At 52.5% G+C, this 16,962-nt stretch carries 19 protein-coding genes; 9 read left to right on the top strand and 10 right to left on the bottom strand.

What is annotated here, in order from left to right:
- Positions 1-22: 22 nt before the first annotated feature.
- Both ACPUC7_RS16030 and wrbA read right to left on the bottom strand, forming a co-directional pair.
- Positions 23-253: a YccJ family protein gene (locus tag ACPUC7_RS16030; RefSeq protein WP_343551809.1), complete on the bottom strand. Its 231-nt coding sequence runs from the start codon at positions 251-253 to the stop codon at positions 23-25.
- Between the two features lie 21 nt (positions 254-274).
- Positions 275-874, bottom strand: a complete 600-nt coding sequence (gene wrbA / locus ACPUC7_RS16025; RefSeq protein WP_343551810.1) for an NAD(P)H:quinone oxidoreductase — start codon at positions 872-874, stop codon at positions 275-277.
- A 295-nt stretch (positions 875-1,169) separates the two neighbouring features.
- Here wrbA and ACPUC7_RS16020 point away from each other — a divergent pair, with 295 nt between their 5' ends.
- The gene (locus tag ACPUC7_RS16020; protein WP_071845623.1) at positions 1,170-1,334 is read left to right on the top strand and encodes a con-10 family general stress protein; all 165 of its coding nucleotides are present in this window, start codon (positions 1,170-1,172) and stop codon (positions 1,332-1,334) included.
- Between the two features lie 107 nt (positions 1,335-1,441).
- Complete coding sequence (locus ACPUC7_RS16015) at positions 1,442-2,356, top strand: DMT family transporter (protein ID WP_494923658.1); 915 nt, start codon at positions 1,442-1,444, stop codon at positions 2,354-2,356.
- Here the strand turns inward: ACPUC7_RS16015 and rutG are convergent.
- The 5 genes from rutG to rutA are packed head-to-tail and all read right to left on the bottom strand — an operon-like array spanning position 2,353 to position 6,745.
- Positions 2,353-3,678: a pyrimidine utilization transport protein G gene (gene rutG, locus ACPUC7_RS16010; protein ID WP_494923657.1), complete on the bottom strand. Its 1,326-nt coding sequence runs from the start codon at positions 3,676-3,678 to the stop codon at positions 2,353-2,355. The two genes, ACPUC7_RS16015 and rutG, sit on opposite strands and share 4 nt — an antisense overlap.
- A 44-nt stretch (positions 3,679-3,722) precedes the next feature.
- Entirely contained in the window at positions 3,723-4,526 is an 804-nt protein-coding gene (gene rutD, locus ACPUC7_RS16005) for a pyrimidine utilization protein D (protein WP_494923656.1), read from the bottom strand.
- On the bottom strand, positions 4,526-4,921 hold the full coding sequence (gene rutC / locus ACPUC7_RS16000; RefSeq protein ID WP_343551814.1) for a pyrimidine utilization protein C: 396 nt from the start codon (positions 4,919-4,921) through the stop codon (positions 4,526-4,528). The genes rutD and rutC overlap by 1 nt, the downstream gene beginning before the upstream one ends.
- Before the next feature lie 10 nt (positions 4,922-4,931).
- Positions 4,932-5,654, bottom strand: a complete 723-nt coding sequence (gene rutB / locus ACPUC7_RS15995; RefSeq protein WP_494923655.1) for a pyrimidine utilization protein B — start codon at positions 5,652-5,654, stop codon at positions 4,932-4,934.
- The gene (gene rutA, locus ACPUC7_RS15990; RefSeq protein WP_494923654.1) at positions 5,654-6,745 is read right to left on the bottom strand and encodes a pyrimidine utilization protein A; all 1,092 of its coding nucleotides are present in this window, start codon (positions 6,743-6,745) and stop codon (positions 5,654-5,656) included. Before rutA ends, rutB begins: the two co-directional genes overlap by 1 nt.
- A 271-nt stretch (positions 6,746-7,016) precedes the next feature.
- Between rutA and rutR the strand changes: the two genes are divergently transcribed.
- Positions 7,017-7,652, top strand: coding sequence for an HTH-type transcriptional regulator RutR (rutR, locus tag ACPUC7_RS15985; protein WP_494923653.1), 636 nt, complete (start codon positions 7,017-7,019; stop codon positions 7,650-7,652).
- Positions 7,653-7,675: 23 nt separating this feature from the next.
- Positions 7,676-8,650 carry a metal-dependent hydrolase gene (locus tag ACPUC7_RS15980; RefSeq protein ID WP_494923652.1) on the top strand — a complete coding sequence of 325 codons (975 nt, stop codon included), beginning with the start codon at positions 7,676-7,678 and terminating at the stop codon, positions 8,648-8,650.
- Between the two features lie 30 nt (positions 8,651-8,680).
- On the opposite strand, the gene cycA is transcribed toward ACPUC7_RS15980, so the two are convergent.
- Complete coding sequence (gene cycA / locus ACPUC7_RS15975; RefSeq protein ID WP_343551820.1) at positions 8,681-10,078, bottom strand: D-serine/D-alanine/glycine transporter; 1,398 nt, start codon at positions 10,076-10,078, stop codon at positions 8,681-8,683.
- Positions 10,079-10,362: 284 nt separating this feature from the next.
- Between cycA and ACPUC7_RS15970 the strand changes: the two genes are divergently transcribed.
- Positions 10,363-11,061 carry an extensin-like domain-containing protein gene (locus ACPUC7_RS15970; protein ID WP_494923651.1) on the top strand — a complete coding sequence of 233 codons (699 nt, stop codon included), beginning with the start codon at positions 10,363-10,365 and terminating at the stop codon, positions 11,059-11,061.
- Here ACPUC7_RS15970 and ACPUC7_RS15965 read toward each other — a convergent pair whose 3' ends face one another.
- Positions 11,062-11,862, bottom strand: a complete 801-nt coding sequence (locus ACPUC7_RS15965) for a DUF4396 domain-containing protein (RefSeq protein WP_494923650.1) — start codon at positions 11,860-11,862, stop codon at positions 11,062-11,064.
- A 423-nt stretch (positions 11,863-12,285) separates the two neighbouring features.
- On the opposite strand from ACPUC7_RS15965, the gene ACPUC7_RS15960 reads away from it, so the two are divergent.
- Both ACPUC7_RS15960 and ACPUC7_RS15955 read left to right on the top strand, forming a co-directional pair.
- A complete protein-coding gene (locus ACPUC7_RS15960) occupies positions 12,286-13,008 on the top strand; it encodes an autoinducer binding domain-containing protein (protein WP_494923649.1) in 723 nt (240 codons plus the stop codon).
- A gap of 120 nt (positions 13,009-13,128) precedes the next feature.
- On the top strand, positions 13,129-13,740 hold the full coding sequence (locus ACPUC7_RS15955; RefSeq protein ID WP_343551824.1) for an acyl-homoserine-lactone synthase: 612 nt from the start codon (positions 13,129-13,131) through the stop codon (positions 13,738-13,740).
- 32 nt (positions 13,741-13,772) lie between these two features.
- Here ACPUC7_RS15955 and ACPUC7_RS15950 read toward each other — a convergent pair whose 3' ends face one another.
- Positions 13,773-14,000 (bottom strand): DUF2594 family protein, encoded by a 228-nt coding sequence (locus tag ACPUC7_RS15950; protein WP_343551825.1) that lies wholly within the window; start codon positions 13,998-14,000, stop codon positions 13,773-13,775.
- Positions 14,001-14,431: 431 nt separating this feature from the next.
- Between ACPUC7_RS15950 and uvrY the strand changes: the two genes are divergently transcribed.
- Positions 14,432-15,091 (top strand): UvrY/SirA/GacA family response regulator transcription factor, encoded by a 660-nt coding sequence (gene uvrY / locus ACPUC7_RS15945; protein WP_343551826.1) that lies wholly within the window; start codon positions 14,432-14,434, stop codon positions 15,089-15,091.
- The gene (uvrC, locus tag ACPUC7_RS15940) at positions 15,084-16,916 is read left to right on the top strand and encodes an excinuclease ABC subunit UvrC (RefSeq protein WP_343551827.1); all 1,833 of its coding nucleotides are present in this window, start codon (positions 15,084-15,086) and stop codon (positions 16,914-16,916) included. Before uvrY ends, uvrC begins: the two co-directional genes overlap by 8 nt.
- Positions 16,917-16,962 lie beyond the last annotated feature (46 nt).

Genomic DNA, 16,962 nt, shown 5'->3' with positions numbered 1-16,962 from the left:
CGGGACTTTGCCCGCCTGCCATTCACACGTTTTTGCGTTCGACTGTTTTATCATCCCAGGTCAGTACATCCTGGTCGGTTTTCTTGAAGGCGCGAATCAACACATCATCACTACCTTGTTGTTCCCAGATTTGTTCTGCCAAACGTTCGTCATAATTGGCTACCTCAAAAATGGCTTCTGCAATTTCATTTGAGGTATGGCGCAATGAGGCCCATTCGCCCACATGGTGAGCTTTTGACTGTTCTGTTGCCATGTAAGTCTCCTGTTGTGGATTTTATCCTTTGAGTTTTACCGCCAGTCCGGCGACGTGTTGGCCCTGATAACGGGCTATATCCAGTTCTTCCGCTGACGGTTGACGCGATCCATCACCGCCCGCCAGCGTAGTGGCGCCATACGGTGTACCGCCGCGCACGTGGGAGATATCGAAGAGTTCTTTGGTGCCGTAACCAATGGGGACGATCACCATGCCGTGATGGGCGAGGGTGGTCCAGACTGATGTGATGGTTTGTTCCTGGCCGCCGCCGGTGCCAGTGGAGGCAAACACACTGGCGATTTTGCCGTACAACGCGCCAGAAGCCCAAAGTCCGCCGGTGCGATCCCAAAAATTACGCATCTGCCCGGCCATGTTGCCGAAGCGGGTTGGTGTACCGACGATAATGGCATCGTATTGCGTTAAATCTTCGGGTTTGGCTTCAGCTGCCGCTTGGTTCACCTTACCACCGACTTGGGCAAATCGTTCGGCATCCATGCTTTCAGGTACGCGCAGAATGGTCACCTCTGCACCACTTACGCTCTTTGCCCCTTCCGCCACAGCTTGCGCCATGGTTTCAATATGTCCATACATCGAATAGTAGAGCACTAAAACTTTTGCCATTGTTTTCATCCTACTGAGGTGACGAGTACTCAGAAGTATAGAAGAGCCTGCGTAAGCTGCTGCACACAGGTTGAGCAGACACCAACAACGCGCGGTTAACTGCTTGTTGTGTGGCGCTAAATTTGGTTATTAGGGGATAAGTTAGTGAATTATGTGTTTCAAAGTATGAATACTGACCAGTTTTAAGCTGAATTTGGCTATTCTTTCATCAGGTGAACGGGGCATCCGTCACCGGACTTTTCACTGTATTTATGCCGAAAAGTCTTACCTAAGATGCTCAATCCTGGAGGAAATGATGGCACAACATCGTGGAGGATCAGGCAATTTCGCAGAGGACCGTGAAAGAGCCGCGGAAGCTGGCCGCAAAGGCGGTAAAAACAGTGGAGGTAATTTCAGAAACGACCCACAGCGTGCTTCAGAAGCCGGTGAAAAAGGGGGACGCAGCCGCAGTAAAAAATAGCGACTGCTGATTTATCCCCAACCGCCGGGTGCGCCCGGCGGTCACGGCGATTGCAATTTCCCTCTTCCCTAAGCACACTGAGCGCCAATTGATTATTCTGGTGCGTTATGTCCGTTTCATCCTCTCGTTTCAGCCTGCGTATTTCGCGCCAGGAACTGGTTCTCATCTTCATTACCATGGTTTGGGGTGGCACCTTTTTGGTGGTCCATCGGGCGATGGCGCATTCGGGGCCATTCTTTTTCGTCGGCTTACGTTTTGCCACCGCGTCTTTGCTGCTGGCCTTCTTCTTCCGCCGCTACCTCAAGCAAGTCACCTGGCTGGAAATCAAAGCGGGTGCGCTAATCGGCATATCGATTGCCGGCGGCTACGGCCTGCAAACCTGGGGGATGCAAACCATTTCCAGCAGTCAATCGGCATTTATCACCGCGCTGTATGTGCCGGTGGTGCCACTGCTGCAATGGCTGTTTCTGCGTCGCCCGCCAGGCTTGATGGCGTGGCTTGGCATCTTGCTGGCGTTTAGCGGATTGGTGCTGGTGGCGGGTCCGCAGGATGGCAGCCTGACGCTCAATGCCGGTGAAATCGCCACTTTGCTCAGCACGTTGGCGATTGCCGCCGAGATCATCTTGATCAGCCGTTATGCCGGACAGGTTGATGTACGCCGCGTAACGTTGATTCAGCTGATGGTGGCATCTGCTTGCGCCTTTGTCTTTATGATCCCCAACGGCGAATCGATACCCACGTTGTCAACGCCATTATTGCTCAGTGCGTTAGGTTTGGGCGCCGCCAGCGCCTTAATTCAGGTCACCATGAACTGGGCGCAGCGCAGCGTTTCGCCAACGCGCGCGACGGTGATTTACGCCGGTGAGCCGGTGTGGGCGGGTGTGGTCGGTCGCATCGCAGGTGAGCGTTTACCGGCAGCCGCACTGCTCGGCGCGGCATTGATTGTCTGTGGTGTGATCGTCAGTGAACTGCGTATTCGCCGTAAGAAAGCGGTGCCCGATCAGGCACCGCTCGAGCCTTAAGGATGTTGGCGTGCCGCCTGGTTTGCCAGTGCGGCACCGCGACGCCGCAGAATCGCATTGAGGATAATGGCGCCAAAGGTGGCAGTACCGATGCCGCCGATGGTGAAGCTGCCAATCTTCAGGGCAAAATCCCCCGCACCTAACACCAATGTAGTGGCAACCATGATCAGGTTGCCGTTCTGATTAAAATCAACATGGTTTTGCACCCAAATACGTGCGCCCGCCACAGCAATCAAGCCGAACACCACAATTGACGCGCCACCAATCACTGGGCCGGGAATGGTGTGAATTAGCGCGCCAAATTTCGGTGAGAAACCCAGTACCAGCGCAATCACCGCTGCGGCGACGAACGCCAGCGTGGAATAGACTTTGGTCACCGCCATCACGCCAATGTTTTCTGCATAGGTGGTTACGCCGCTGCCGCCCACCGAACCGGAAAGCATGGTAGCCAGGCCATCGCCAACAAACGCGCGGCCCATATACGGATCAAGATTGCGGCCGGTCATGCCCGCCACCGCTTTAATGTGTCCGAGATTTTCCGCCACCAAAATGATCGCCACTGGCGCGATCATGACTATCGCCTGCATATCAAAAATAGGTGTGGTGGTGTGTGGCAGACCAAACCACGGCGCGTTGGCTAATCCGCTGAAATCCACCGGTTTGCCAAAGCCCAGCACGTTGGTCATTAGCGCATACAGCGCCCACGCCACAATCAGTCCGACCAGAATCAACAAACGCTGCACCATGCCGCGCGTGAAAACCGCCACCAACCCAATACACAGCACTGTCATCACCGCCATCCAGCTATCGAACATGGAACTCGACACGCTGTGTACCGCAATCGGTGCGAGGTTGAGGCCAATCGCCATTACCACTGCGCCAGTAACCACCGGCGGCATTAACCGTTCAATCCAGCCGGTACCGACTTTCATCACCACCAGGCCAATCAGCGTGTAAAGCGCGCCGCAGGCGATCACACCCCCTAACGCCAGCGCCAGATTCGGGTTGAGTCCTTGGCCGTTAAAGCCGGTGATCGCAATAATTACCCCAACAAAGGCCGCACTGGAACCGAGATAACTTGGCACGCGCCCGCCGGTAATGACGAAAAACAGCAGCGTGCCAATCCCCGAGACTAAAATCGCCAGGTTGGGATCGAGCCCCATCAGCAACGGCATCAGCACCGTTGCGCCAAACATTGCCACAGCATGCTGTAAGCCGAGGACGACCGTCTGCGCCAACGGCAGCGTTTCATCCGGCGCAATCAGCCCGTTTTCAGTCATGGCTGACTTTTTCTGCCAGCGGGGGAACCAGGAACTCGCCATCGTCATCTCCAGAGTGTCAGTAAAGCATGCCGCATGAGGCGGCGTTAGCTGGCAACACGCTGAACTGGTGCAGCCGTATCGGCCAGCCAGCGCAGCAGCAAGGTATTAAAGTTGTCGGCATCGGTGACACTCATCGCGTGACCGCCCCAAGCCATTTCAATCAAACTGCCATTCGGTAACGCCTGCGCCAGTTGTGGCGAACAACTCCACGGCACTAACAGATCGTCCTGGCTGCAAATCGCTAACACCGGCTGAGTAATACGCGCCACATACGGACGGAAATCCGCGCTTTTCAGTGCATGCAAGCGGCGCAGCAAATTTTCCATGCCCTGAAAATGCGCCACATGATGAGCATCTTCAGCGCTGATACGTTCCTGATTGCGCGCCAGCCATTCGGCGGGATAGAGAAACAGCGGCTGCGCGCGGACAAAAGCTTCAACACCGACATTCATCAGCAGATCCTGACGTACCTGGAAACAGCGCTGCGTGTGCGCATCCAGCGACAGCCAACCGTTAATCACCACCACGCGATTGACCTGTTGAGGAAAATCCAGCGCCAGCTGCAAACCAATCAATCCACCCAGCGCGTGCCCAATCAGGTCGTAATGCTGGATGTCATGTTGTGCCAGCGCCTCGGCCAGTTCGGCGGCCATCATCGCCATGCTGTAACCTTCCGGCAGCGCATCCGCACTGCGGCCGGTACCGCGCTGGTCGTAAGTCACCACGCGATAATGCGGCGTTAACGCGGCGAGTTGCGGCTGCCAAAAACCGGCAACGCCGCCCAAACCGGAGGAGAGCACCAGCGTGGGTGCGTCTTTCGCCGTTAATCCCTGAATCTCCAGATGCATTACGCCTCCTGTTTACCGATATGCGCCACGCTGGCAATTTCGATCAGCGCATCCGGCTTCACCAGCCCGCACTGAATACAGAAGCGCGCCGGTTTATCGCCGGGAAAATACTCGGCGTAAATCTGATTAATTGCCGCGTAGTTGCTCCAGTCGGTGAGGAAGATCGAATTGAAGGTCACGTCGTCCATGCTGCCGCCGGCGGTTTCAATCACCTTTTTGATGGTTTCCAAAACGTGGCGCGTTTGTGCTGCGGCATCGCCGACGTGCACCACATCGTTATTGGCATCAAACGGCAAGGTGCCAGAGACGTAAACCACGCCGTCGGCCAGCGTTCCCGGCACAAACGGGGCGATAGGCGTGCTGCTGCCAGGCGGAATAATCACACTTTTAGGCATGGCGAAATCCTTATAACGTTGCGTTAGTTTTCAGCGCTTCACAGAAAGTGTCGGTATCGCTGACCCAGCCAAAGAAAGTTTCGATATTGAAAATCGCGGCTTGCTGCGCAAACGGCGGACCCGCTTGATAGGTGGCGTCTTCCAGTACCACGCCGAAATATTCGAGGAAGAAGCCATCGCGCAGCGTTGATTCCACACACACATTGGTGGCGATGCCGGTGAACACCAGATGACGAATACCGCGGCTGCGCAACATGCTGTCGAGCGGGGTGTTGAAGAAGCCGCTGTAGCGCGGTTTCGGCAGCACAATGTCGCCTTCCTGCGGCACCAGCTCGTCAACTAACGCATAATCCCAGCCGCCTTTAGAGAGCAGCGTGCCTTGTAGCTCCGGGCGTTTGCGCATGGTTTTCAACGCGTTGGATTTATGGAAATTAGGTGAACCGGCATCTCCGGCTTCGACATATTGATCGTCCCAGCCATTTTGGAACCAGATGATCTGCACGCCAGCCGCGCGCGCGGCCGTCACCGCCTGATGGATTTTGGCGATCACCGGTTTGGTGGCGGAAACATCAAAGCCTGCCAGATCGAGATAGCCACCTTCAGTGGCGTAGGCGTTCTGCATATCCACTACGATCAAGGCGCTTTGCGTCGGCGGTAGCGCGATAGCTTCCGGACGCGCCGGTAACGTGATGTTGGGTAAACTGCTGCTATGGGCGCAAACAACGGTACTCATCAGGCCACCTCCTGTTGTGAAGCGAGTAAATCAATGCGGCATTGCATTAAGGGTTGAATACGTTCGCCGAAATCTTCGATGCCTTGCAGGAAGTCATCGAAGGTCAACAACACGCCTTGCGTACCATCGACTAAAGCAACTTCATCCAACATTCGTGCCACATTGGCGTACGAACCGAGCAGCGTGCCCATATTGATGTTGACGGCAGAAGTCGGATCGGCCATTTGGCGCACGTTGGTGTCGCTGCCTGACTTGGTATCTTGCTGGCTTTGCGTGGTCAGCCACGCCAGCGCTTCTTCATCGGCTCCGGCTTTGTAGTGCTCCCATTTGGCGCGCGCTGCTTCATCATTTTCGGCGGCGATAATCATGAAAAGCACATAGGAACCGACATCACGACCGGCTTTATCAGCGGCTTGTTTCATGCGCGCAGCGGTCGGAGCAAATGCTGTGGGCGTATTGACGCCTTTGCCAAAGCAGAAGTTGTAGTCGGCATGTTCAGCGGAGAAAGCCATGCCGGCGTCGCTTTGTCCGGCGCAGATCACTTTCATTGGTCTCTGCGGCTGTGGACTGACGCGGCAATCGTTCATGGTGAAGAATTCGCCTTTGAAATCGCTCTGGCCGGTGCCCCACAAATCGCGCAGCACGGTGACGTATTCGGTCAAATATTGATAACGGCTGGAGAAGTAAGCATCGCCCGGCCACAAGCCCATTTGCTCGTACTCTGGTTTTTGCCAGCCGGTCACCAGGTTAACGCCAAAGCGACCATTGGAGATGGAATCGATGGTTGACGCCATGCGCGCCACAATCGCAGGCGGCAAGGTCAATGTCGCGGCAGTGGCATAGATTTCAATGCGCGAGGTCACGGCAGCAAGTCCGGCCATCAGCGTGAAGGATTCGAGGTTATGGTCCCAAAACTCGGTTTTACCGCCGAAGCCGCGCAGTTTGATCATCGAAAGCGCGAAGTCGAAATGATAATGCTCGGCCTTCAATACGATTTCTTTATTCAGTTCAAACGTCGGTTTGTATTGCGGAGCATGGGTTGAAATCAGCCAGCCGTTGTTACCGATCGGGATAAAGACGCCAATTTTCATGGGAAACCTCTCTGGATGCGACGGGGAATGCATGATGTGTTCAGTCACAAAATTGCAAAGCCTGTGCCACCTTTTTAAAGGTCTTAGATAACAATGTGTTAAAAATACGCGCATGTTAAAACTGGAGTGATTGGTCCATTTCAGACTGTTTGGTCAAAACAATCTGCACGTTTTTCATGCGCGAATGGTCAAAAAAGGTGCAGTTGACCGATTAGGCATGAATACCGGCCTTTGTTATGATGCGTGCACGCAGGACGGATGAGGTAACAGTGTGAAAAGCGATGAAAAAAAACCGGGACGCCGTTCGCGCGCGGTCGCTGCAAAGCGAGCCGCCATTCTCGAAGCCGCATTAGCGTTCTTCTCGCAATACGGCATTCATGGCACCAGCCTGGATAAAGTGGCGGAGCGTGCCGACGTCTCAAAAACCAATCTGCTGTATTACTATCCGTCGAAAGAAGTGTTGTATGTGGCGGTTTTAAAAGAGATTCTTGATGTGTGGCTGGCACCGCTGCGTGCGCTGCAACACGATCACGATCCGCTGACGGCGATTCGCAAATACATCCGCCTTAAACTGGAAGTCTCACGCGACCATCCGCAAGCATCGCGTTTATTCTGCCTGGAGATGTTGCAGGGCGCGCCGTTGTTAAAAGGCGAACTGGCGGGTGATCTCAAAGCGTTGGTGGATGATAAAGCGGCAATTATCGAACAGTGGATTGCCGAAGGACGATTAGCTGGCGTGCAGCCGCAGCACCTGTTTTTCCTGCTGTGGGCCACCACGCAACACTATGCGGATTTCGCTTCGCAGGTTGAAGCGATTACCGGCCAGACGTTAAGCGATCCGGAATTCTTTGAACAGACGCTGGAAAACGTGCAGCGCATGATTATTGAAGGGATCCGCGTGCGCTGATCGCGCTTTTTCAAGGAGAGGGCATGGATTCATTATCACAGCTGGCGTTAGGCGCGTCAGTAGCCGTGGCGGTGATGGGCAAACGCGCGCCGGTGTGGCAAGCGGCGCTAGTCGGAGCGGTGGCCGGAACCTTGCCGGATCTTGATGTGTTTATCGATCACGGCGATGCTATCCGCAATATGACGCTGCATCGCACCGAAAGTCATGCCTTACTGTTTCTCAGCTTAATCGCGCCGATACTCGGTTGGCTGGTGGCGGGCGTGATGCGCAGTCGCGTGCAATGGCGTGGCTGGACGCTGGCAATCTGGTTGGCATTAGTGACGCATCCGTTGCTGGATCTCACCACCGTTTACGGCACGCAACTCGGCTTGCCATTCACCGATTTCCCGTTCGCGATTGGCAGCATGTATATCGTCGATCCGCTGTATACCTTGCCGCTGTTGATTGTTTTAGGCGTGGCGTTGTGGCGGCGTGATGGAGCCGGTTTGCGCTGGAATCAGGCGGGATTATTGTTGAGTACGTTGTACCTTGGCTGGAGCATGCTGGTGCAAAGTGTTGCGACTCAGCACATTGAGAAAGATTTAACCCAGTACGCGGTTACGCCTGAGCAGGTACTGGTCACGCCGACGGCGTTTAATACGTTGGTCTGGCGCACGCTGATCATGACGCCGGATCGTTACGGCGAAGCGTATTGGTCGTTGCTGTCACCGAATCGACCGCTGGAAATTACGTGGCACGATCGCCACGCCGAATTATTTACGCCGTTTAAAGGCCAATGGCACGCCGAACGCGTGGCGTGGTTCAGTCATGGCTTTTATGCCATGCGTCAGCAAGATGATCGTACCTTGATTGTGGATTTGCGCATGGGTGAAGAACCGAATTACACCTTCACCTTTGATTTAGGTGCGCCGCAAGCGCCCAATAGCGCGCCACAACGCGAACCCTCACTGCGGCCTTCGCTGGCGCAGGCATGGCATAAACTGACTGAACGGTTATAAAAAAAGCCCGGAATGTCCGGGCTTTTCAGTTTATACGGTGGTTTTACGTCGACGTAATAACCATCCCATGGTCAGAATCACAAACCACAGCGGCGTCACCATCAACGCCTGGCGCGTATCTTCCTGCAACGTCAGCAGCACCAGCACAAAGGCGAAGAACGCCATGCAGACCCAGCACATAAACTTACCGAGTGGCATTTTGAACTTCGATTCAGCGTGACGCTGAGGATGCTGCTTCCGGTAGGCCAGATAGCTGCACAGAATGATGGTCCAGACGAACATAAACAGAATCGCCGACACGGTGGTTACCATGGTGAATACGGTCATCACATCGGGGATCAGGTAAATCAGCGCCACACCCGCCAGCAAGCACAGGCAAGAGAAGAACAAGCCGGTGGTCGGCACCGCGCGCGCAGAGAGACGGCCAAAGGCTTTATGCGCCACGCCTTGTTCCGCCAGGCCAAACAGCATGCGGCTGGTGGAGAAAATGCCGCTGTTGGCAGAAGACGCCGCTGAGGTCAGCACCACAAAGTTTACGATGCTGGCTGCGGCAGGCAAACCAATCAGCACAAACATCTCAACGAACGGACTGCGATTCGGCAACACCTGATTCCACGGCGTTACTGCCATGATCACCATCAGCGCCAGCACGTAAAACATAATGATGCGCAGCGGAATGGCGTTAATCGCGCGCGGCAATACTTTGTGCGGGTCTTTAGTTTCCGCCGCCGCGGTGCCGACTAATTCAATGCCGACAAATGCGAAGACCGCAATCTGGAAACCGGCAAAGAAGCCGCTCAAGCCTTTCGGGAACATGCCGCCGTGATCCCAGATATTGCTCAAGGATGCAGTGCCGCCATTCGGCGAAGGGTAATGCATGCTGACCAGCACGATGCCGGTGATGATCAGCGCCACAATGGCGACGATTTTAATAATCGCGAACCAGAACTCCATCTCGCCAAACAACTTCACCGTGGCAATATTCAGCGCCAGGAACACGAAGATGCACAGCAGGGCGCTCATCCAAATTGAGAAATCCGGGAACCACAGCTGGAAATAGGCGCTGATTGCCACCACATCGGCAATGCCGGTGACCACCCAACAAAACCAATATGTCCAGCCGGTAAAGTATCCCGCCCACGGGCCTAGCAGATCGGCGGCGAAATCACTAAACGATTTGTATTCGAGGTTCGAAAGCAGCAATTCGCCCATCGCGCGCATGACGAAGAACAGCATGAAGCCGATGATCATATACACGAAGATGATCGACGGACCGGCCAAACTGATGGTTTTGCCTGAGCCCATAAACAGCCCGGTACCGATGGCGCCACCAATGGCAATCAGCTGAATATGGCGGTTATGCAAGTTGCGCTGGAGTTTATCCGGCTGTTCGGCGGCCAGAAGCGCCTCTTTAGATTGATCAACCATAAATTATTCTTTCCTGTCTTGATGTTGTGTCAGCTCTACTGGCTGATGAGGTATGTGCCTTTTTATACGGCAAGTGGCATAAGATAGTGGAAAGGCTGCAACTCTCGGTAATGCTTTTTTAACAACTGTGCGCTTTAGCGTGCTTTGCTCTGTCAGTAAATATTTACAGAGTATAAAGCGCGGTCATTTTGCGTAAATCTCCAGCAAATAAGCCATTTGCAGCGCTTTACTACTGCGCGACTTCTACACTTACCGGTTCATCCGATTAGAAAAAGTGAGGCATTGTGCGCGCTTTGATAGCCATTGTGGTGCTGGCGCTATGCGGCTGGCTGAGCTTGCCGTGGTTGAAAACCCATTTGCCGCCGCAGTGGAATCCGTTTACGCCGCTGGCAATCACCGATCCGCCTGGCTGGATGACGCGTTACAAACTTAAGCGTTTGAGTAGCGATCCCCAAGCCTGCATGGCGGTGCTGCAACAGGCGGCGGATCAGCGGTTAGTGCAATTCCGCCCCTTGCCACCGATGCAAGGTGATTGCCCGATCGAACAGCCATTGCGCATCAGTGGCTTCGGCGATGTGTCGCTTAGCAGCAGCTTTCTCGCCAGTTGTCCGATGGCGGTGACCAGCACGATGTTTGTGGTCAATAGCGATAACGCGCTGCGCCAGGCGGGGATTGAGAGTGCGCTGAAACGGATTTCCCATGTCGGCAGCTATGCCTGCCGCAATATTTATCATCGTGAGAGCGGGCGGTTGAGTGAGCATGCCACTGCTGATGCCTGGGATATCACCGGTTTTCAGTTGGCAAACGGACGTTGGTTGCTGGTAGGAAAGAACTGGCAGCAGCCGGTTGAGGCGGCGGCGGGATTGCATGCGTTGTGGCGCAACGGTTGTGCCACCTTTGGCAATGCGTTGGGACCCGATTATAACGCCGCGCATGCCGGTCATTTTCATCTTGGCATGCGCGGTTCAGGTTACTGCCGCTAACTACACGGCAGGATTAAGCCCACGTTTAATCAGGAAATGATTAGCTGGCCAGGAGAAAAGAAAACCAATCATTATCGCTAATTGCAGCATAAACCAGAACGCCACTAGCAATGGGTTGATTTGCTGATTGAGCACGAATTTTAGGGCCAGCGCCATAAAGATAAAAATACCTAACTGATAAATCAGCAGTGGAAAGATTTCAGTTTTCAACGCTAATAATAACGCTCGGCCAAATGAATGTTTTTCACGTTGACGAATGGCCAGAAATTGAAAAAGTAATCCGATAATCAGTGAAATCATCACGCAAATAATTGCCTGAAGCCAAAGGGCCGGGATAATAGCAAATTGTTTTAGCAGCGTGACTATCGGGATTGTCATTATGTCGCCGAATATACAGGCGGCAGCGGATAAAGAAGTGGAAATAAATATGGTTTGCCAGTTAGCATTCTGGCCACGTTTATCATGAATCAGCAGCGCAATTTTGTGTTGACGTGAAGGTTTCCGTCCCAGATACCACCACGCAAGCCAACCAATAAACGGCATATACAAGCCGGTTAACGGCCAAATGATATTCATCACCGCGATGGGGTGCGGATGGCGAAAAAGATCTTTCAAAATCATCAGGGCAGTGCAGCCACCCAAAACAAGGAACGGTAGTGCAAACTGGTTCAACATAGGAATTCCTGCGTATCCGCCTTCATACGACAATGCGCCCGAGCCACGCAGCAGCACTGTCTCCCCTTGCCAACGTTTTGCCTTCAAACTGTAAGCGTAGCCGCTATAGAGAGTGAGGGAAATCACACGGCGATGCGTTGTCTTTTCTTAACCGCAGAAATAATTGGGATTAAGATTAAGTCGAAACTAATTCAGTGCTGAAAATCCGTTGTTAGCAAAACATTCTGCTTCACGACTGGATAATTTTAGTTAATGACGATGCTAAAAATTTATCAATCTAATGATCATTTTCAATGAATAGGGTGATTGAAACTACTTCAGAAAAATCCTATTCTAATCTGCGAAGGAATTAAAGCTGTGAACCTGTTGGCAATTAGCGTGAACACTCTCACTCGTATTAGCTTAAGCTATTGACAACCGTGGGGTTATGCTTGTTGCGAGCGAATTTGTTCTCTTTTCAATCAATATTTTTTCTCTAGTTAATTTATTTTTTGCGTTAACTCAGACGAATTTTAAAGTGAAAAAGCGTGAAACAGCGCTAAGGCAATAATGACGACCGATAATTATTTCGCCTGGCGAGGCGAAATGGAAAATGAATTTGAGGCGCTGAGCGAAGTGATGCAATTGAAATCACTTTTGCAAACACAGATTGAAACGTTGGGTTTTGATTACTTCGCTTTTTTGGTTCAGCATCCAGTACCTTTCACCCGGCCGCGCGTCTTTTTGTTTAGTACTTATCCACTAAGTTGGGTAAAGCGCTACGAAAGCCAGAACTATTATGTGGTGGATCCGGTGCTATTACTGTGCCAGCGACCGGGCCGGGGCGTGGAGTGGACGCGCGATTTATTTACCGGTTCAGGTAATTTATGGGCAGAAGCCAATGCTGCAGGATTAATGAGCGGCTTTTCCTGCTCGGCAATGGCACCCAATCGTACCATTGGTATATTATCTATTGCATCGCAGCATAACAGTAAGACCCAACACTTACGCGTAGAGCTGGAGGTGAAACTTCATCTTCTGGCGGAACTGAGTTTGCGCGTGTTAGCGCGTCTGAATGACGATTCTATGGTAGTTTTAGCCAATGATTTTAGTCAGCGTGAATTGGAAATTTTGAAATGGACGGCAGAAGGAAAAACTTCTGCGGAAATTTCACTTATTTTAGCCATCTCTGAACACACGGTGAATTTTCACCAAAAGAATATGCAAAAGCGTTTTAATGTTTCCAATAAAACGCAGATTGCCTGTTATGCCGCCGCTATTGGCCTGATATAGCGAAAAGGCAACTACTAATTTTAGTAGTTCCCACTTCAGAGTCAGTTGTCTACCCTGCGCGGAACTTGCCAGGCTGGCTCTAAGAAAACAATGCAAACATGGGGATGTCAGGGGCGCATGATGAAAGTAATTCAAACACAGCTTAAGGATATGCCGTCCTCACTGTTGGCTGAATTGGGAACCTATCGCTATAGCGTATTTGCGCGCGGCGAAGGATGGTCAATTCCGCCGCGACTCAGTACGCCGGGCCAGGAATACGATCGTTACGATCGTTCCGATGTCACCTGGTTAATTGCCTGGAATGCGCGTCAGGGCATTTGTGGCTGTGCACGCCTCTTACCGTGGCACGAACCTGAAGTGCCGGAAGGCTTTGTTCTGCCGTTCGATCAGGAAAAAGTGTGGGAAATGTCGCGCTTTTCTGCGCGTCTGGAAGTGGACGCCGAATTGCCGTTGAGTATTTTATGGCACTCGGTGCAGTTAGCGGAGCTGAGCGGCATCGAATATTTGATCAGTTCGGCCACGCCGATGCTGGAGAAAATGTTCGAGCATCATCAAGTGGTGTATGAACCGCTTTCGCCGGGACTGATTCAATCAGAAGATAATCTGTTTGCGATTCGCATTCCGGTTGAGCAACCGGCACTGGCGGAGAAATATCGGGGTACGCGGCGCTTTAGTCCGGAAGAAGTGCTGCCGTCGCTAGGTGTTTCGGTCAACTGGCAATCACATAGCTAAGCACCCCGCGCAACGTGCGCGGGGCACATCGCTTACTGACGGTAAGCGGTTTTAATCTGGCGAATAGTATTGTTAAACACTTCTGCCTGCGGCTTATCAACCAGCGAAGCCTGCACATAACGCTCCATGTTGATGATCACCTTACCGGCATCGGCCTGGCCCATTCCTTTCAGAATCAGCGTCACCATCATTTTCAAACAGGCCACTTCATCTGCCAGTGCCTGCGTGTCACGTGAAGTTGCAAAGTCTTCATCACTCATATTTGACTCCTTGGTGGTGTTACTCAATGTTGACACATTCTTCCTGTGCGCGAAAAAGAGAGTATATCATAGGCTTGGCCGGGCAATTTAATGCAGGCGAAGCGGTGAAACTCGCCAGCGCATTTAATTGCACTTTGCTGTATTTATCCGCAATCGAAATCGTCGTTGAGTTGTTATTTATTGGGCGTTCATAGCACAATAAGAAAATCAGGCGATAAATTATAACATAATGATATTAGTCACAATTTTACTTATCCATATTGACATGCTAATAGCTGCCATTGAAAAGATTAGGCTGCAAAGAATGTAATTGATATGCATCATTTCATTTGGGATTTATCTGTTGTAACAGATGTTTTTTCCAGCTGAAAACCGGTAAGATGACCGCTCTGTAATATATTTCCCTTATCTAACCTGCGGAGTACGTCCCGTTGATCAGCCTGCTTCTTGTTGATGACCATGAACTGGTTCGCGCCGGTATTCGCCGCATACTGGAAGATATGAAGGGACTGGTTATTGCCGGCGAAGTGGCATGCGGTGAAGACGCGGTAAAATGGTGTCGCAGCAATCCGGTGGACGTGGTGCTGATGGACATGAATATGCCTGGCATCGGCGGTTTGGAAGCCACGCGCAAAATTGTGCGTTTCAATCCTGATATCCGCATCATCATGCTAACCATTCATACGGAAAATCCGTTGCCAGCCAAAGTGATGCAGGCGGGCGCCGCGGGTTATCTGAGTAAAGGCGCCGCGCCACATGAAGTGGTCAGCGCAATTCGCGCCGTGCATGCGGGACAGCGTTACATCGCTTCAGATATCGCCCAGCAGATGGCGCTAAGCCAAATCGAACCGCAAAAAGCCGAATCACCGTTTAGCTGTTTGTCGGAAAGGGAATTGCAGATTATGCTGATGATCACCCGCGGGCAGAAAGTGACGGAAATTTCCGAGCAGCTTAATCTCAGCCCGAAAACCGTTAACAGCTACCGCTATCGTATGTTCAGCAAGCTCAACATCAGTGGCGACGTAGAGTTAACGCATTTGGCCATTCGACATGGCCTGTTCAATGCGGAGCCGTTAATCAGTAGTGAGTGACGTTTTCAATTCCAAAGTCTTCCTCAGCACCGTAACCAGTCAACCTGGCGTCTACCGCATGTATGATGCGACGGGGACGGTGATCTATGTTGGTAAAGCCAAAGACCTTAAAAAGCGACTTAGCAGCTACTTTCGAACTCAGGTAGGCAGTCGCAAAACCGAAGTGCTGGTCAGCAATATCCAGAACATCGACGTCACCGTGACGCACACCGAAACGGAAGCGCTGTTGCTGGAGCACAACTACATCAAGCTTTATCAGCCGCGCTATAACGTGCTGCTGCGTGATGACAAATCCTATCCCTATATTTTCCTCAGCGGCGACAGCCATCCACGCCTGGCGATGCATCGTGGTGCGAAGCATGCCAAAGGCGAATATTTCGGCCCGTTTCCTAACGGTTACGCGGTACGCGAAACGTTGGCGTTGCTGCAAAAAGTGTTTCCGATTCGTCAATGCGAAAACAGCGTGTATCGCAACCGCTCACGCCCGTGTTTGCAATATCAGATTGGGCGCTGCCTTGGGCCGTGCGTCAGTGGCTTAGTGAGCGAAGAAGAGTACGCGCAGCAAACCGATTACGTGCGGCTGTTTCTGGCCGGTAAAGATGACCAGGTGATCAATCAACTGGTCAAACGCATGGAAACCGCCAGCCAGGAATTGCGCTTTGAGGACGCTGGACGCTTACGCGATCAGATTCTGGCGGTACGCCGTGTTACAGAACGCCAGTTTGTCTCGAATCAGGGCGATGATCTCGACGTGATGGGCGTGGCGTTTGAAGCCGGTATGGCCTGTTTGCACGTGCTGTTTATTCGTCAGGGTAAAGTGCTTGGCAGCCGCAGCTATTTCCCGAAGGTTCCCGCTGATACTGAACTGACTGAAGTGGTGCAAACCTTTGTCGGCCAATTCTATCTGCAAGGCAGTGAAGCACGTACGTTGCCGGGAGATATCCTGCTGGACTTCACGCTGCCTGAACGCGAACTGCTGGCAGAATCGCTCAGCGTTTTAGCGGGCCGTAAGGTGAATATTCAAAGTAAGCCGCGTGGCGATCGCGCACGTTATCTCAAGTTGGCGCGCACCAATGCGGCAACCGCACTGACCACCAAGCTTTCGCAACACTCGACGATTCAGCAGCGTTTAGCGGCGTTAGCCACGTTTCTCGAGCTGGATAAAATCGAGCGCATGGAGTGTTTCGATATCAGCCACACCATGGGCGAGCAAACCATCGCCTCGTGCGTGGTGTTCAACAAAGATGGTCCGCTGCGTTCGGATTACCGTCGCTACAATATCGAAGGCATCACGCCGGGCGATGATTATGCGGCGATGAATCAGGTGCTGCGCCGTCGCTACGGCAAAGCGCTGGAAGAGGACAAGATCCCTGACGTGATCGTCATTGATGGCGGTAAAGGCCAGCTGGCGCAAGCGAAGCAAGTGTTTGCCGAGCTAAACGTGCCGTGGGATAAAGATCGCCCGATTTTATTAGGCGTCGCCAAAGGCAGCGATCGTAAAGCCGGATTGGAAACGCTGTTCTTTGAAGCGGAAGGCGAGGGCATTTCCTTGCCGCCGGACTCGCCAGCCCTGCATGTGATCCAGCATATTCGTGATGACTCTCACAATCATGCGATTTCAGGTCACCGGAAAAAACGCGCCAAAGTGAAGAACACCAGCGCGCTGGAAAGTATCGAAGGGGTGGGTCCAAAACGCCGCCAACAGTTGCTCAAGTACATGGGCGGCCTGCAACCGTTGATGAACGCCAGCGTGGATGAGATTGCTAAAGTGCCAGGTATCTCGATGGCTTTGGCGGAAAAAATCTACTACTCACTGAAACACTAACATTGAAACAGGGTGGGCAATGTAGGAACATACGTGAAACCCTACT

Source organism: Pantoea sp. CFCC18179 (genome assembly GCF_059412405.1).
Note: the sequence above shows the minus strand (reverse complement) of the source record. Positions and strands in the feature narration are given on the sequence as shown.

What these genes read in the sequence shown, in the direction of transcription:
- ACPUC7_RS16030 (WP_343551809.1), bottom strand. Translation starts at nt 253, where the DNA reads ATGGCAACAGAACAGTCAAAAGCTCACCATGTGGGCGAATGGGCCTCA.
- wrbA (WP_343551810.1), bottom strand. Translation starts at nt 874, where the DNA reads ATGGCAAAAGTTTTAGTGCTCTACTATTCGATGTATGGACATATTGAA.
- ACPUC7_RS16020 (WP_071845623.1), top strand. Translation starts at nt 1,170, where the DNA reads ATGGCACAACATCGTGGAGGATCAGGCAATTTCGCAGAGGACCGTGAA.
- ACPUC7_RS16015 (WP_494923658.1), top strand. Translation starts at nt 1,442, where the DNA reads ATGTCCGTTTCATCCTCTCGTTTCAGCCTGCGTATTTCGCGCCAGGAA.
- rutG (WP_494923657.1), bottom strand. Translation starts at nt 3,678, where the DNA reads ATGGCGAGTTCCTGGTTCCCCCGCTGGCAGAAAAAGTCAGCCATGACT.
- rutD (WP_494923656.1), bottom strand. Translation starts at nt 4,526, where the DNA reads ATGCATCTGGAGATTCAGGGATTAACGGCGAAAGACGCACCCACGCTG.
- rutC (WP_343551814.1), bottom strand. Translation starts at nt 4,921, where the DNA reads ATGCCTAAAAGTGTGATTATTCCGCCTGGCAGCAGCACGCCTATCGCC.
- rutB (WP_494923655.1), bottom strand. Translation starts at nt 5,654, where the DNA reads ATGAGTACCGTTGTTTGCGCCCATAGCAGCAGTTTACCCAACATCACG.
- rutA (WP_494923654.1), bottom strand. Translation starts at nt 6,745, where the DNA reads ATGAAAATTGGCGTCTTTATCCCGATCGGTAACAACGGCTGGCTGATT.
- ACPUC7_RS15980 (WP_494923652.1), top strand. Translation starts at nt 7,676, where the DNA reads ATGGATTCATTATCACAGCTGGCGTTAGGCGCGTCAGTAGCCGTGGCG.
- cycA (WP_343551820.1), bottom strand. Translation starts at nt 10,078, where the DNA reads ATGGTTGATCAATCTAAAGAGGCGCTTCTGGCCGCCGAACAGCCGGAT.
- ACPUC7_RS15960 (WP_494923649.1), top strand. Translation starts at nt 12,286, where the DNA reads ATGACGACCGATAATTATTTCGCCTGGCGAGGCGAAATGGAAAATGAA.
- ACPUC7_RS15955 (WP_343551824.1), top strand. Translation starts at nt 13,129, where the DNA reads ATGAAAGTAATTCAAACACAGCTTAAGGATATGCCGTCCTCACTGTTG.
- ACPUC7_RS15950 (WP_343551825.1), bottom strand. Translation starts at nt 14,000, where the DNA reads ATGAGTGATGAAGACTTTGCAACTTCACGTGACACGCAGGCACTGGCA.